The sequence below is a fragment of the Ruminococcus sp. 210702-SL.1.03 genome (assembly GCF_020559915.1).
Classification (GTDB): domain Bacteria; phylum Bacillota; class Clostridia; order Oscillospirales; family Ruminococcaceae; genus YE71.
In genome coordinates this window covers 1-15,658 of record NZ_JAJCLZ010000033.1, presented here as the reverse complement: position 1 = coordinate 15,658, position 15,658 = coordinate 1, and the positions used below count along the sequence as shown (strand labels likewise).

Sequence of the window (15,658 nt, the reverse complement as noted above, 5' to 3'; positions counted from 1 at the left end):
TTACACCGACTACACCGCCGAGCACTCCGCCTACTGACACACCGCCTGCAACAGGTACGGCAGCAGTAAGCGTGATAGTTACGCTGGGTGCAGTTTGCATTTTACTTCTTTCAAAGAAAGAAAAGAGCAGTAAGTAACTGCTAAAGGGCTAGCCGCTAAGAGCGGCTGCTCTTCATGAGCGCCGAAAATATGAGTTCGGCGTTGATGAGGGGGAATATATATATTAGGAGTGTGCTTATAGAAACGATAGACATTTCTATATTTAAAGAGCAAAACGCTTTGGAAAAAAATCCAGAGCGTTTTTTCTTTTTTAGACAGATATATTACGAACCGTGCCTGTAAGCCTATGTTTGCCGGCATGGTTGATGATATATCTATCATCAATATCAATAAATACGAAAGGATCTGAAAACATGAAAACAACAGGAATGGTACGCAAATTCGATAGCCTGGGAAGAGTGGTCGTCCCCGCTGAGATCCGCCATACTTTAGGATACAAAGACGGTGATCTTATGGAAATTCTTATTGAAGGAGATTATGTTGTACTGCGAAAATTTCAGTCAAGCTGTATGTTCTGCACTAATGATAATGCCGAAGAGCTGCATGAGTTCATGGGCAAAAAGATATGCACTAACTGTCTGAAAAAAATGCAGAATATGATCTAAGGGTAACTCATCATGGAAATTATCAAGAATATCTACCTCGTTGATACGTCAGAAACGGTCTTAAAAAGTAGAATTGACAGTGAGGATAATTATGAGCTGGTCGGCGATCTTTTTCTGAATATAACAGATTCGTCTGCAAGATTCTATAGTTTGGATCACGATCTGACATTTGAGAATGTAAGTATCGGCATAGGACTTTCAGAAGATAACAAGCCAATAAATGTTACCCTTGTTGATGAAAACGATATGACATGGGTCTTTGAAAGGCTTTAGAAATGGGGTGATAACACATGAGCGATAATAAAAAGATCGAGGATTTTGGTGAGAAAATAGGAGGTGCAAGAAAAGACCTTTTCAGCTTAGAGATACGTTCTCGCGGATTGAGAGCTTCCGACATAACAGATTGGACAGAGGTCGAAAAACAAAAATATATCACTAAAAAGCAGATATGGGCTGTCCCCGATTATCAAAAGCTGTATGATGAAGGACTGCCTATCAGAATAGTCTATTTTATAAAAAGAGTGCGCGACTCATTGCCTGCAAGCCCACCTGAAAACATACACCCTTCTGACAGCTACCGTGAGGGGTACATAAATGTAATATCAGACGTGCGTGATAGATGTATGTCGCTTAAAACAGACAACGACATAACCAACTTCAAGCAAAATATATGTGATTCGTATAGCTGCCGCGGATATTGGAGCAGATACAACAGAGAACCAAACACATTCGACTGCTTTACAAATAAATTCTGGAGAGCAGTCAGCGTACAAAGCAACCTTTCTGACCTTGACAGAGAGATAAATAAAAAACAATTTCTGTACACTGCCGAACAAAAGCAGCTTTCGCAGTATCTAATAGTGCAGTACAACGGCAAAAACGTAGAGTATGACCCCATTGAAAACTGGTTAAGGATCAGAAATGGAAATTCACTATACTATTCATATAAGCCTGATAAGCAGTTTACAGACATTTCCAAATGGCAAAAAGACACTTTTTTCTTTTTAGACAGACGTTATAAAGTCATGGACATAAATTTCCATACTTTTGAGGAAGTAAAAAACTCTATACTGAATAAAGCAAAGCCGGAAGCCAAACGCAAAGAGCCCACGAAGCGCAAAGTTAAATTCAAACCGCCGCAGCTTTCCAATATTGAGCGTCACGGTATAGACTATCGAAAAGGACGGGATATAAGCGGAAATGATATGCTGCGGATCTTTGGTTTTCGCGGCGGCGAATTTGGCAACTGGGAAAATCAAAATGACAGACAGTATAATCTGAATATGTCATATGACGCTTTTAAGGATCTTGCCAAAGCCTTGAATATCGCTGATAAGGATATTTCTCTTGCCGGTGATCTTTCAATAGCCTATGGTGCTCGCGGCAGAAGCATTGCGTTAGCACACTTTGAATCAGACAGAAATGTTATAAATTTGACGAAGATGAACGGCGCAGGAGCACTTGCTCACGAATGGGGACACGCTCTGGATCATTACCTTGCTCGAAAGCTAAATGCACCGACCATATATCTAACAGATAAAAAGCACATAAAAGACTCGCCAATATATGATCTTATGGATAGTATCAAATACAGTAACGGAAAATTCAGCAGCTTTTATCTTCACGCTAAAAAGCTTGATACACAGTACAGCAAAACAGATAAGGGTTACTGGGCGAGTGACGTTGAACTGTTTGCACGCGCATTTGCGTGCTATGTCATGGACAAACTAAAGCCTGATGTATCAGATTATCTTTGCAAACACGCAGAATCGGTTGGAATAGATGAAAACGGAAAAGCTATACCAACTTATCCATATGGTGAGGAACGCGAGGCAATAAATGCAAAATTTGATGAGCTTTTTAAGACGCTGAGAGAAAAGGGGCTGCTGCATGAAGCGGATATTTCTCAGGCGGTAACTGAAAAGGCGGCTTATACCGAAATGCAAGCCGACAATATCGAGCCTGAGCAGCTCTCTTTATTTGATCTGATGAAAAAGAAAGCTGTTAAAAAGACTACATACAGTACCGCCAAGATCATCGTCGAAAAAGAAAAAAGTATGCTTTCCGATGAGGAGAACATACTTAAAATGGCTTCAAAGATCAGACATAATGAGAGCGAAGATCATGTATTCCAAAGGCAGCTCGATAAATTTTTCGGCGGCGAAATGCCTGTACACGAAGTCATCAACGTTTGCGGCACACCGAATATTTTAAAAATACTTGATTCACAAGCCGCAAAGGTAGTTATAAATCAATCAGATCTGCATAACGCCGTTGCCGGTATCGGTGAGTATAACAAGCGCCATACTGAGGGACATGATATACCCAAAGAGCAGATATACAGGCTTTCAGACGCTATAAGAAAACCGATATTGGTACTGAAAGGCAGTAATGATAACGCTAATTCTGTTGTTCTTTTGACAGACTTAACGAATGCAAGCGGAGAAAACGTGATCGTTCCAATATCGCTGGATAGGCAAAACGGAAGGATAAACCGCATAGCAACGCTGTACGGGAAACATAATCTTTCTAACTATCTGGAGCTTCACACAGCAGATATTCTTGCTGTAAACATAAAAAAAGCAGATATGCTCGCAGACTTAGGAGTCCAATTCTCCCAGTCCATACGCGACACAGTGATCCGCTTTGATAATAGTATAGCATATTCTCTTGATAATGTCAATGTGCCTATGGCAGATTTAACAAATAATATACAATTAAAGGATAAGCCGATAACTGCTGACGTGCGTATCAAGGAATTTCGCAAAAAAGATGGTGTTTTTCAAGCGCACATATTGTATAACGGAAAAACAGACTGGCGTACAGTAAGAGCTGCCGATGGCAAACTGTATCTGACAACCGGCTCAAAGAGTTTAGGCAGCCTTGAAAGACACTATTTATCAGCAGAGCAAAGTGACCGTTTTCAAAAGTTCAAGCTTTTCGGCAACGGATCATTTGCAAAAAACGATAAGCAGAATAAGAGCATTTTGCCTATAACAAAAAATAAAAAGCTTTAAATCAACTTCTTCCCCAGTGGGGACGAAGTTGTTTTTTATTTGGGAGGTGATAACATGGCAACAATAAATGGATTTAGAGTGAAGAACGGCGTTTATCAGGCTAAATTACAGCATGACGGCATGACCGAATGGCGAGCTGTAATATCTCAGGCTGGGCAGCTTTACGTTGAGAGCGGTTCAAGAATGACAAAAGATTATGTTCGGTATGAGTTTTCAAACAAGCTTTCCAAAAGATTTGAGAATTTCGTTTGCACAGGCAGAGATAATTCTATCGATATACCCGCAACAAACGACTATCTGGGTGAGAACATGGATCTGATTTCTAACAGTAAGGGGGTAAAGCCATGATAGACAAAATGTACAACTCGGGCAAACGATTTATCAGATACAGCGCAGAAGAGCTGGAGAATGCCAGAAAAGTCGATATGGTCGATTTTTTGGAACGCCATGCAGGCTTCAACTTTAAAAGAGCCGGAAATTACAGCATAGGCAGAGAGCATGACAGTATAGTTATTGACCCTGACAGATACACATGGCACTGGTACTCACAAGATCTATACGGCAAAGGTGCTATCGACTGGCTTATGAAAGTCGATGGATATAGATTTGAGGAAGCAGCCGAAATACTTATCGGCAATAAGCCGCTTAACAATACTAACAGTGCGAGAGATTCACCTAGACAAAACACTGCACAGCAGGCACGTCAAAACGATGTGCCTGTTCCCTTTTCACCGCCTGCTGCAATGAAAGAACAGTGCAGAGAGCTTTTCGCCTATCTAGGTAAAACACGCTGCTTGTCTGATGACGTGATAAGATACTGCGTTTCTAACAAGCTTATCTATCAAGACGATAAAAAGCGTGTGATATTTTGTGGATATGACCGCGCAGGAAAAATGAGATTTGCCGAAGCAAAGATCACTAATACATACAAAAAGTATTATCCACAAAACATTGCCGGAAGTAATAAAGCATACAGCTTTTTTGTTCCTGCACTGCCGACCGCAAGGCATTACGATCCGTCGCAGCTTTATGTATTTGAAGCGCCGATAGATCTGCTATCTCACGGTACGCTCATGCAGTTGGCGATGAAGAAGCAATGTGCAGCGGCAGGAGATATGAGCCTTTATCGCCCTGATTGCTGGCTGGGTTTTAATCGACTTTCTCTTTCAGGACTATCAGAAAAAGCGCTGGAGCAGCGGCTGAAAGATGATCCGCGGATAACTAAGATAGCGCTGTGTCTTGACAATGATGATAAGGGGCAGGCTGCAGCGCTGAGAATAAAACAAAAGTTAGAAAGCAAGTACACTGTAAAAATAGTCAAGCCGCCATACGGCAAAGACTGGAACGAAACGCTTCAAGCTATCACAAATAGGGAGATGAATATGGCTCTTAAAGCCACATCAAAACCTTTAAAAAAATAAAATGGAGGGATCATTTATGATAAAGAAGATACAAAAGGCGTTGTACATTGTATACGCCAAAATGGATAAAATGCTTGCCAGAGCACTTGGCGCACTTATGTGCACAGCAAGCGCAACTATTGTAGCATATGCGGACGACGGAGGCGGCGGTGCATGGAGCAGCATAGTTTCATGGCTCAATACCAACAAATCGGGTCTTGAATATGTTGCAAAAGCACTTATTGGAGTTTGCCTTGTAGCAGCTGTAATATGTATAGCGATAGGCGGTTCGCAGGGCATGAGCAAGGTCAAAAACTGGCTGATAGGTCTTGCAGTAGCCGTTATACTTCTTGTTTTTGGACAGTCATTCCTCGACAGCCTTTACACAAGTTAAAACCAAAGAACGCACCAGAGTGTGCGTTCGGCAGAATGAAATCACTGATCGTTTTGTTCTGCCGTGCGCACACGATTTGCAGAAAGGACTAAGCATATGAAAATATCCAAATTACAGAAAAAGATATACAGTTTATTCTGCGCCATTTTTGCCTTATCGCTCGGAGCAGGCAGTCTGCTTGCCTCTGCTGATGATCTGGGATACGAAGGCTGCTCATCAGCCATACTTAAAATGGTAGATGTCCGCAGCAAGACAAAAGATATGCTGATAAGCGTAGAATGGGCTATACTTAAATTTCTAGCTGACGCTATCGACTATTTTGATAATGCAGTATCTATACTGCTCAAACTCAATTTGTATGACTACCTTTCAGACGCTTTCAGCTTCGGCAGTATGCAGGCTGCCGTTGCCGCAGCAGCGAGCATAGCTTTAATAATAGGCGTATGCGCAATGGTGATCTTCCATGACAAAATACACGTTTCAGATTTCCTTATGAGCGTGATGGTTTCGATGATACTGCTGATCGCATTTCCGTCATTTATATCAGCCTGCAACGCATTGAAAACCAGAGGTGTAAAAGCAGCGCAGCACGTTGAAATAGAGGGACACACGGAAAACTCATCTGTTGATAAGGAAGGCGTTGTAACTCTTTCTTCTTTAGGCAGCGATCTGTTAGGCGAAGGAGTTTACGATGTAGTAAACAGCGTTGACTACAAAAAGAAAATGTCATACACAGATGTTATAGGCAATTCTGCCAATGTCAAGAACATAAATATAACTGGCGTTCTCGAGCCTACCGACAGTAAACCTTGGACAAAATACTACGTTACTGATATAAACGACGTACAGCCAGAGCAGAAAAAATACTCAGAATTGACAACTGAGAACATGATGGAGCTGCTGGGGCTTAGCCGTGAGTATTACGCATACACCCATGTTAATGATAAATTTATACTGGTAACTACAATGCTTTCAAACGGCGGTGTTGGCTGTATACTGTATACCTCTCAGCACTATCCGGGCGGCTGTGTAGTATCGGAAGAAGATTCTAAAACCATAGTATCAGCAAGCTTTGGAACTACTGTACCATACAGCGTTGAGATAGGTTCTCTTGCATACTCTGACGGTTCACATATTACGAATGTAAACAGCTTTGAATCATACCTAAAAGACGCGATCGCAAATAACGGTTATGTTCGTGACGCAGGATTGACTCAGACAGTAGGTGCTAATTCGCGCACCATAGAGGAAGCTCTCGAAATAATAAAAGATGATGTTATAAGGGATCTAAACATTAAAGCCAATACCCGAAATGTCAAATCATCCAAAAATATAACGACCGAATACAAGGCTGAACCACTTTTTACAGAGGAAGATTACGAAGATCTTGACGATCAGTCAATGGTAAAATCAGCAGTACGCGAATACATAGATCCGGGATATATCGCTGATTACCTGTATTACTGGCATATAGACTTTTTGAGCACATTATGCCTTATGCTTGCTGTACTTATATGCTTGATCTTCTCCGGCATAAAAGTAACTACTACTTTATTTGAGATAATGTTTTCGCAGCTAATAACGCCATTTGTCATCGCCACAGACCTTAACAACTCGGGAAGAGCAAAAAAGGCGATACAAAATATGCTGCTTTCAAATATAATACTGATGATCGTTGTAATTCTGTTTCGGCTGTATCTATCAGTAGTATGGGGCGTGCGCGAATCTAAATACGGCGATAATTTTGCCGTAGTACTGATAGTCATAATAGCCGGTGCAAAATTTGTGATAGATGGTCCTGACATACTGACTAAGCTTTTTGGCATAGACGCCGGTGTAAAGTCTGGTGCCGGAGCTATAATGGCGCTATCTCAGGCAACACAGATGGGCGGTTATACAGCTATGAGCGCACTAAACATGGGCGGTCATACTTTAGGAGCAGTAAAGAACGGCGGTCAGAAAATTGCCCAAAAGGCTGGCGGAGCTGCCTCCGGTGCTATAAAGGGTATGGCTGGAGGCGTATACGGTGGTGTAAGTCAAGGTAATTCCACCCTCGGAAAAGTGGGCAGATCCATTGGCGGAGCTACTGTTGGCGGAACTGTCGGCGCAGTTGGCGGAGCTTTCGGTCATAGCGATATTGGAGCTAAGGCAGGATATAATACAGCAGCCGGAGCAGGCAACATAAAGCAAAGCGTAGGAGAAGCAAAAGACCATTTTACCGACAGCTTTAAAAATATGTGCGGTGCTGACGGCGGTTCTAGTATGACGCAATCATCAGGCGGTATGAACGGCAAAGACGGTCAAAACGGCGCGCCAGGCGTAAATGGAGCTGCAGGCGAAAAAGGAGCAGACGGTAAGCAAGGTGAAAAGGGACAGGGATTCAACCCTCAGAATGATCCTTCAAGCGGTTCTGGCAGCGCCGAATCACAAACTGCTACTGCTCCGGAAAGCAAAGTAACTGCTTCCGGCAGCAATAACAGTGAACCCTCTGCAAGCAGCAGTCGAAACACTTCTGCTTCAAATAACACAGATCAGGGCAGCACACAAGGCAGCGGTTTCTCTGAACCATCGCCATCAACGGCAGCCAACCATGACAACGCGCCTAGACCCACAGCTAAAACCTCTAATAATACAAAAAACACATCAGATCCATCTGCTGAAAAAGGAAAAGGACTGTAAGAGAAAGAAGGTAAAAATATGGGCTTAGTGCCAAAGAAAACAAAAGCTGATTATCATATTTTCCGTCATATAAGCGTTGTAAAGGTAGTGGGATTTATTTTCACTATCGCAGGGGCTTCTGAGCTTGGGGACTTTTTTGTAGCCGCAAAACTCAAAATACCGTTCATTATATTCTGCAGTGTCGAGTTTCTCATTCTAAGCGGCAACAGTCCCTCAGACCCTACCAAATGCTTTGCAGCAGCGTGGTTTGACTGGATAAGATATTCCTTTGCGAAGAAAACTATACGGGTAGAAGAAAGCGAGGTGACAGATAATGAAAATGTTTTTAAAGCAAAAGACGAATAAAGAGATCGTAAAGCAGCAGAACAAAAAGCTGCTTTCTAAAAAGAAAAAAACAGCTCAGAAGGAGAAAAACGCTAACGCTCTCAATGCGCACATATCGTTTGAAAGTATCTCAAACGGCATAATACATATGAAAAGCAAAGGCAAACCCATTATGTGCGGCGTGCTGGCTATAACAGGCATGGACATTTATAATCTGAAAGAGTACGAGCGAAATGCCGTTTTTGATAACATGGCAAGGGCTACTATGTCACTCAGAGCAAATCATAAGTACATCTTTACAGCGGCTTGCCCATATCTTCAAAATCAGAAAAACTTCATAAAGTATAAAGCCAAACAAAGTATAAATAAATACGCCTCATCGTTGCTTGATGAGCAATTTTTTCTTTTAGACAGCTTTGAGAAAAATCACCGTGATCGAATGGCATATCTGCTGATTTACGATAAAAGTGAAAAGAATATACATGACGACGCAGAAAGATATATAAATCAGATGGTAGACGTTAATGTAGCGTGGTGTACGTCAGACGAGATCGCCGCCATGCTCAACAGCCTGCTTTGTCTTGATACAGGCGCAGAAAAACTGAGCACCCCCGGCACGCTCAATAAAAAGCTGCTGCCAGAAGAAATAGAGTTTCAATCCAATTATTACAAGATCAACAACAAGTATGCGCAGTCGATAGTGATATACGACTATGCGGCAGAGATCGACGATCTTGAATACGCAAATATCGTTACCGGTTACAGCGATACCATAGTATGGGATATAAAAGAGCGCGATAAAAGCACTGTGCTCAATGAGATACAAGCTTCCTTGCGCGAGTTGGAGTCACGCGGAGCTATCAATCAGGACAGAGCGGAAAAGATAGATACGCAAACTGAGCTTGCAAAGCTGGATCTTGTATACAACAATATAAAAAACGGCAGCGAGCAGATATATTATGTAACACTGCGCTTCATCGTAAGCGACAACGACCTTGATAGGCTGCAAGAGCGCACGCTAGATATAGTAAAGGAGCTTGAGCAGCAGGGATTGTCGGCGTACATACCGTCAAATACGATGCTGCAGGAATTTCTCTCAATAATTCTTGACGGTAATACGATACAAACGCCGTTCCCTGTATTTGATACGCTTTCGCGGCAGTTTCCTTTTTATTATCAATCACATATAGACCCAACGGGATTGTTTTTCGGATATACTGCTACCGGCGGACTTAATATACTCAACACATTCACGCGAACGTCAGAACGTAACTCATACGATCTGCTTGCTATCGGCGTAAAGGGATCTGGCAAATCGGTAACGCTGAAAGATATGCTAGAAGAACAGCTGCTGCTTGGAAACAGAGTGCTCGTGCTCGATATAGAATCTGAATACCGATCTATGGCGGAAGTATACAATGGGCAAGTCATTAAAATGAACCAGAGATCAAGGATAAATCTGCTTCAAATAACAAAGGCTGTTGACTCAAAAGTTGAGGAAGATATACTGCCGGAGGACGACGCAAAGGCAAACTTTGCGTCGGAGCTTTCACGCATACGCACCTTCATGTCTATGTACATAAGCGATATAGATATGTTTACACTAGAAGCTTTTATGGATCTTGTGACTGAAAGCCTGAATGAAAAAGGCATATATCCGGATACAGACGTGCGCTTTTTGCCGCCCGAGAAATTTCCCACATTTTCTGACGTTATGAAAAAGGTCAAGGATAAGCTTTATATCGAAGGAAACAGAGAACGGCTTACGTCAAAACTGATCGAATCTTACAGCAATCTTGAAGTATATCTGCGTCAGCTCACCGGCGACGGAGCATACGCAAGTATGTTCGACGGCGCGACCAACGTTGATATATCAAATAACGACCTTATCATCTTTGATGTTAAGACCATAAGCGACATGGCGGAGAATGTCTACAATGCTCAGCTTTTTAATATTTTAACGATAATGTGGTCTACGGTGTGCAAAAACGTAGAGCACAACCAGTACCTCATAAACCCGTGGGACAGACGAAACGTTGTCTGCCTTATCGACGAGGCTCACCGTTTTATTTCTGTAAAGTACCAACAGGTAACGAATTTCATCACAAATCTTGTACGCCGTTCAAGGAAATATGACGCCGGATTATGGTTCGCCACGCAGAGCGTACTTGATTTTATCCCCTGCAATGACAGCGCAGCAGCGGAGCAAATAAAGGTCATCTTCTCCCTCGTACAGTACAAGCTTATACTCAAACAAGCGCCGGAAAGTATCGAAATGCTTCATAAAATATTCCCTCAGTTCACCGATTTTGAGCTTAACGCAAGCACTTCGTTCATGCCGGGACAAATGCTTCTCTCGCTCGGTTCGGGGCGAAATAAGATCCACTGCCGCAGAATGGTATCAGCCAAACAGCTCTTGTATATAGGCAACTCGCAGGATAGGATAGAGATAATACACGATTGTTTCGCTCACTATTACAACGACCATACCAATGAAGAATACGGACTAATGCTGCGAAATGCAGACATAAATTATTTCCGAAAATGCTTTATGGCGGAAACATATGCTTACCTCAAACTTAACCAGCGCGACAGCCAATATCTTGATAACGTTATTGTTCTTTTGATAGATAATCTGATAAAAGAGCTGCTGTCATATACCGTCGGTACAGATAAGGAGGAACAGATATGAAAATAGTTTCTCCTAAAAAAAGCAGCCGCAGATATATGATCTTCACAATGATCACTCTATTCATACTGGCTTTTTTCCTTACTTCGACCTATTGGACTACACTTAAAATAAAGAGTAAGAGCAGCAAATATGATGAGATAATCAAGCAAAATGATTACAATATCAAGATAACAGCAGCCTCATATCACGACGGGATATGCGAATTTACATTGAAATGTAAGCTTATGAAGGACAATTCCACGCAGTCATATCCGAAAGTTTCAAGCATAAAATTCGACGCTGATCCTAATGAGTATGAGTTTTCAAGCGGAGAAAAGTACGATGAATATTCTCAGATAATAACTATCGAAAAACCTCCGACAGAGTTTGAATATGTCACGATCTTAGTAACGTCAGAGCTTGCCGACATCGTACATGAGGACTCATATAATGACTTTGGCGAGCTGGTTTCGGGGTATACGGAGAAGGGAAAGACCTTTGAAGATACGATAGTTATAGATAAAAAAGACATGGCAAATAAGCATATTAAAGCACAGCCCGGACATATGGAAGATAGCGAGATGGACGATGATCCTGCGCAGTCTGTACAGGAAACCACAGTTCAAAATGCCGCTGTACCGGCTGAGATAATGTCAACAACGCAAGCAGACCGATCGCCATACGCAGCAGAAAACAATACATCTTCAACGTATGAAAGCTCAGCCGAAGCTCCTGCAAAGACCACTACTACAACGCCTGCACAAGCGCCTGATAATAATAACGGCGGCGGAAATGGCGGCGGTGGAGGTGGAGGCGGCGGCAATCAACCCGCTTATGTTCCGGACTATGATCCGCCCGAAACACAACAAACACCTTCGGAAACTGAACCGCCGACAACTGCAGATCCGCCGCAAACGACCGCTCAGCCAACAGCTCCTACTACCACAAGACCGCCCGAAACAACATCGCCGCAGGCTGTACACCCCAACAGGATCTACATAGAAACAAACTTTGAAAACAACAATGTTGTGCTCGAAATAGGCGCTGAAACAAAGCTGCGGGCTATCGTAGAACCAGAAAATGCAGCCGATAAAAGCGTAAACTGGAGCTGCAACAGATCAGGTATGATCGAGATAGACAGCGACGGAAAGGTAAAAGCCATAGCCAAAGGCAAGGTCATCGTAACAGCCAAAACGAGTGACGGCGGGCTAAAAGCAAGCTGCATGGTTACCGTAAAATAAAGAAAAGAGGATCAAAAATGACATTTAATAATTCAGGAAACCGTGTAAGAGTCACGGGATTTATCTCATCAGATATTACATCACAGTCAGCTTACTCGATCGAGTTCAAGTTGGCTGTACCGCGAAAAGCAAAGCGCGGAGAGCAGAGCTTCAATGACGTTTTCACCGTATATGCAAACGAAAGCAGCACGATCACATTTGCCAAAAACCATTTGAAAAAGGGCAGCGTAGTGATAGTAAAAGGCGAGCTTAGAACATTTAACAAGGGCACTATAAAGATATGCAGCAGCGATATAACGATAACATCAGTATCAAAATGATGGAGGAATGACCATGAACGAAGATAAAACACTTATATATGAATACCCATCAGCAGAGCTAAAAACTGAGATATGTGCGACCTTTGAAGCCAGATCTAAGCTCTCAAAAAAGCTGAAATTCATCGGTGCAGGTTGTCTTATAGGCGCTATGCTGCTGTTTATGAGCTACTGCCTTATAGTAAGATTCAAACTTGTTTTTTTCTTTTTGACAGCCCTTTGCATTGCAGCAGCAGTGGTCATTTTAAAGACCGCTGTGCGTTACAATTGGCATTATCTTTTTGTAAAAGCTTTTGATACTGACATGGATATAGAATATTTTTCAAACGGCACAAAAAGCAATTTCAATATAAATTACGACAACATATTGTCAATACGCTTCTTTGACAAAAACTACTCTTCGATCAAGATCAAGTATATCGACAGCAATTCTGACGCGGTGTGCAATATATTTTTGCTGCTTAATGTCGGCACACCTGAACAGGGATTTTTTCTCTACACCATGCCGCGGCTTACTGAAAAACTCAGAATTTCTGAACGGTCGATAGAGAAAAAATTCGGAAGTGAAGAAGAGTTCTACTCCAATTTTTTTGAATAGGAAGGGAGATACCGTATGGATATTTTAATAAGAAATATCCCCGATGACATTGTAAAAAAGCTTGATACCTCAGCTCAGCGAGAAGGTCTTTCCCGCAACGCTTTTATAATAAAGATCATACACGACTACGCCGCCTGCAAGGAAGATTTTCTGCTTAATGCGCTGCCGACTATCGTCCGAGCGCTCGTAAATGATGAACTGGAACGACTGCTGCGCGGAGCAGGATCGGTCGAAAACAACATATATTTATCATCGCAAAAGCTGATGAAAATTGCAGAAAAGCTTGACGTTTTGCTCGCTCCCGAGCTAGAAAAAGCGGCTGAAAGTGAACTGAAAAATAGTGACGTTCTTAGTTTATTAACATTTGTGGACACAGAAAGTTAATATGCAAGCCGATTTTGTTAATATTTCCGAAACAATGATATATCCATCAGATATACAGAACGCCAAAACAGATATATAGTATATATCTGAGGGCAATTATGTATATCTGCCATATATCCAAGTGCGATTTTTGTATATCCGCAGTATATCCCGCAGCCAAAACCGTATATCTTATAGATATACAAAAAGCTCTTATGATAGCATGACAATGCGCCTAAAAACGCGGCACTGCCGCGTTTTCCCCCCGGCGTGATAGCACGCCTTTATGCTCGTTCGTTCTTAATGGAGGTCAGAACATGAAAGTAAAGAACACGAAAAAAATTTTTTCTCTTGACGAAGCAACGATCAAAAAGTTTGATAAGCTGATGTTGTTGAGCAACGCCAAAACTAACAGCGAATTATTGACATGGCTTATCAATGAAGCATACTCAAAACTTGAAGATGAAAACGATGAGGAAACAGACATTCTGAAAAGTATAAACGAAAAACTCTCGTTATTGATTACAATATCAAATGAAAATAATCTGATGGATTATCAAACACGCGACGCGCTCAATTCCCTTATTTGTTTTTATGAACCCGATACAGATTTCAAATCCGCTGATACAAAAGCCGTCGGATCAGACCTGCACCGCTTTTTCCAAAGCTCTTATAAAAACTATAAAGCCCGCATACATAAAGCGTCACTGGAAAAATCCGCGAAGAAAATATAAGAAAGTTTCAGGTACTAACCTATGGACAGTGTATCAAATAACAAAATTACACCGGGCGTTATATTTAACAACCACTTCATCTATGATTGGCATATAGGCACAGGTGATTACTCCGATTATGCGCAGAGAGATGAAGCCGTAACAAAAGAGGAAAATATACTGCCTGACTATGATTCATATTCTGTACTAAACGATCCTAAAATTCTGGATGATCAAAGTAAAAGCATTCATGAGTCTTTGAAAAGTGAATACGATTATTTTAATTATATGAGAAATAAGGAAAAGAGCGACGGACTATTTGACGCAACTCGGGACAAGCTTACGACAGACGAGATCAACCAATTTCGCGAATACGAAAAGATCAGCAAAAAAGAGGGCTGTCCAAAATATATCGGAATAGCTTCATTCGATAATGATTTTCTGCGTGAAAATAATCTGATAATAGGTGATCAGATCAATATACCGGCAATAAAAAACGCAGCGAGAAAAGGCATGAATGCACTTATCAATAAATCAGACAAGCTCATTGCTTCAAACTGTTATTGGACTGCTGCAATACATACAAATACAGACAACGTTCATATCCACTACCAACTCCTCGAATATCATCGGTTAGAAAACCGCTGCAAGACCAGAAAGGATAAGGATATGATCGAACGTAGTGCTATGGAAAGTCTTATATCTGTTATGGCTACATCTCTTAACGCTAATGACTTGACCAAAAATCTGACAGAATACGAACGAAATATCCTTATGAAGCAAGTTAAATATAACTTTTCAAACAGCTTAGCTAAAATAGAAGAACTTACAGAGAAATTGCCGAATAACAGAGGTTGGCAATATAACAGATTAGACAAAAGCACTCAGAATCAGATCGATAACTGTATTAGGTCGATAATATCTGAAAACGCAGAGCTTACGCAGCAATATAAAAACTACCTAACGAAGATAGAAGCCGTTCAGAATAATTCCAAAAGACGATACGGCGAAGGATCTCATTATACCGATTACAAAGAAACCCGCTTACATGGAAAAGATGGATTTTACTCTCGCGTCGGAAACTCCTTTCTAAAGATCTGCAAAGACTACCAACTTGATAAAAACCAGCGCGAGGCGGAGCTGATGGAAGCTGGCGCGTATCTGTCTAAAAAAGAAGCTGACGTCCCGCACGCTGATGATGAATACTATGCGGAAAACGTGCCGTATCTGTCTGAAAAAGAAGTTGACATAGAGTATAGCTATTCAGAAGCCGACG

At 41.7% G+C, this 15,658-nt stretch carries 15 protein-coding genes; all 15 read left to right on the top strand.

The features are described from left to right. The first annotated feature begins 413 nt into the window (after positions 1–413). Positions 414–665 carry an AbrB/MazE/SpoVT family DNA-binding domain-containing protein gene (locus LI114_RS11875; RefSeq protein ID WP_022126840.1) on the top strand — a complete coding sequence of 84 codons (252 nt, stop codon included), beginning with the start codon at positions 414–416 and terminating at the stop codon, positions 663–665. A 12-nt stretch (positions 666–677) separates the two neighbouring features. Further along, entirely contained in the window at positions 678–938 is a 261-nt protein-coding gene (locus tag LI114_RS11870; protein WP_227220863.1) for a hypothetical protein, read from the top strand. A 17-nt stretch (positions 939–955) separates the two neighbouring features. After that, complete coding sequence (locus LI114_RS11865; RefSeq protein ID WP_227220862.1) at positions 956–3,682, top strand: LPD1 domain-containing protein; 2,727 nt, start codon at positions 956–958, stop codon at positions 3,680–3,682. A 54-nt stretch (positions 3,683–3,736) separates the two neighbouring features. Beyond that, complete coding sequence (locus tag LI114_RS11860; RefSeq protein ID WP_022126837.1) at positions 3,737–4,030, top strand: hypothetical protein; 294 nt, start codon at positions 3,737–3,739, stop codon at positions 4,028–4,030. Further along, a complete protein-coding gene (locus LI114_RS11855; RefSeq protein WP_022126836.1) occupies positions 4,027–5,103 on the top strand; it encodes a DUF3991 and TOPRIM domain-containing protein in 1,077 nt (358 codons plus the stop codon). The genes LI114_RS11860 and LI114_RS11855 overlap by 4 nt, the downstream gene beginning before the upstream one ends. Before the next feature lie 16 nt (positions 5,104–5,119). Then, positions 5,120–5,476 (top strand): hypothetical protein, encoded by a 357-nt coding sequence (locus LI114_RS11850; RefSeq protein ID WP_022126835.1) that lies wholly within the window; start codon positions 5,120–5,122, stop codon positions 5,474–5,476. Positions 5,477–5,572: 96 nt separating this feature from the next. Continuing rightward, the gene (locus LI114_RS11845) at positions 5,573–8,155 is read left to right on the top strand and encodes a hypothetical protein (RefSeq protein ID WP_227220860.1); all 2,583 of its coding nucleotides are present in this window, start codon (positions 5,573–5,575) and stop codon (positions 8,153–8,155) included. 18 nt (positions 8,156–8,173) lie between these two features. Beyond that, entirely contained in the window at positions 8,174–8,500 is a 327-nt protein-coding gene (locus LI114_RS11840) for a hypothetical protein (RefSeq protein ID WP_022126833.1), read from the top strand. Next, positions 8,469–11,171 carry a VirB4 family type IV secretion system protein gene (locus LI114_RS11835; protein ID WP_227220859.1) on the top strand — a complete coding sequence of 901 codons (2,703 nt, stop codon included), beginning with the start codon at positions 8,469–8,471 and terminating at the stop codon, positions 11,169–11,171. Before LI114_RS11840 ends, LI114_RS11835 begins: the two co-directional genes overlap by 32 nt. Next, the gene (locus LI114_RS11830) at positions 11,168–12,391 is read left to right on the top strand and encodes an Ig-like domain-containing protein (RefSeq protein ID WP_227220858.1); all 1,224 of its coding nucleotides are present in this window, start codon (positions 11,168–11,170) and stop codon (positions 12,389–12,391) included. The genes LI114_RS11835 and LI114_RS11830 overlap by 4 nt, the downstream gene beginning before the upstream one ends. A 17-nt stretch (positions 12,392–12,408) precedes the next feature. Continuing rightward, a complete protein-coding gene (locus tag LI114_RS11825) occupies positions 12,409–12,711 on the top strand; it encodes a DUF3217 domain-containing protein (protein WP_022126830.1) in 303 nt (100 codons plus the stop codon). 13 nt (positions 12,712–12,724) lie between these two features. Continuing rightward, positions 12,725–13,306, top strand: coding sequence for a hypothetical protein (locus tag LI114_RS11815; protein ID WP_227220857.1), 582 nt, complete (start codon positions 12,725–12,727; stop codon positions 13,304–13,306). Positions 13,307–13,321: 15 nt separating this feature from the next. After that, on the top strand, positions 13,322–13,690 hold the full coding sequence (locus tag LI114_RS11810; RefSeq protein WP_227220855.1) for a FitA-like ribbon-helix-helix domain-containing protein: 369 nt from the start codon (positions 13,322–13,324) through the stop codon (positions 13,688–13,690). 296 nt (positions 13,691–13,986) lie between these two features. Beyond that, entirely contained in the window at positions 13,987–14,403 is a 417-nt protein-coding gene (locus tag LI114_RS11805) for a hypothetical protein (RefSeq protein WP_227220854.1), read from the top strand. A 21-nt stretch (positions 14,404–14,424) separates the two neighbouring features. Then, positions 14,425–15,658: relaxase MobL (mobL, locus tag LI114_RS11800; RefSeq protein ID WP_227220853.1), on the top strand; the 1,234-nt coding region annotated here is incomplete at its 3' end.

Coding starts and splice junctions, on each gene's coding strand:
- LI114_RS11825 (WP_022126830.1), top strand. CDS start 12,409: ATGACATTTAATAATTCAGGAAACCGTGTAAGAGTCACGGGATTTATC.
- LI114_RS11810 (WP_227220855.1), top strand. CDS start 13,322: ATGGATATTTTAATAAGAAATATCCCCGATGACATTGTAAAAAAGCTT.
- LI114_RS11845 (WP_227220860.1), top strand. CDS start 5,573: ATGAAAATATCCAAATTACAGAAAAAGATATACAGTTTATTCTGCGCC.
- LI114_RS11830 (WP_227220858.1), top strand. CDS start 11,168: ATGAAAATAGTTTCTCCTAAAAAAAGCAGCCGCAGATATATGATCTTC.
- LI114_RS11815 (WP_227220857.1), top strand. CDS start 12,725: ATGAACGAAGATAAAACACTTATATATGAATACCCATCAGCAGAGCTA.
- LI114_RS11850 (WP_022126835.1), top strand. CDS start 5,120: ATGATAAAGAAGATACAAAAGGCGTTGTACATTGTATACGCCAAAATG.
- LI114_RS11835 (WP_227220859.1), top strand. CDS start 8,469: ATGAAAATGTTTTTAAAGCAAAAGACGAATAAAGAGATCGTAAAGCAG.
- LI114_RS11865 (WP_227220862.1), top strand. CDS start 956: ATGAGCGATAATAAAAAGATCGAGGATTTTGGTGAGAAAATAGGAGGT.
- LI114_RS11840 (WP_022126833.1), top strand. CDS start 8,174: ATGGGCTTAGTGCCAAAGAAAACAAAAGCTGATTATCATATTTTCCGT.
- LI114_RS11860 (WP_022126837.1), top strand. CDS start 3,737: ATGGCAACAATAAATGGATTTAGAGTGAAGAACGGCGTTTATCAGGCT.
- LI114_RS11875 (WP_022126840.1), top strand. CDS start 414: ATGAAAACAACAGGAATGGTACGCAAATTCGATAGCCTGGGAAGAGTG.
- LI114_RS11855 (WP_022126836.1), top strand. CDS start 4,027: ATGATAGACAAAATGTACAACTCGGGCAAACGATTTATCAGATACAGC.
- LI114_RS11805 (WP_227220854.1), top strand. CDS start 13,987: ATGAAAGTAAAGAACACGAAAAAAATTTTTTCTCTTGACGAAGCAACG.
- LI114_RS11870 (WP_227220863.1), top strand. CDS start 678: ATGGAAATTATCAAGAATATCTACCTCGTTGATACGTCAGAAACGGTC.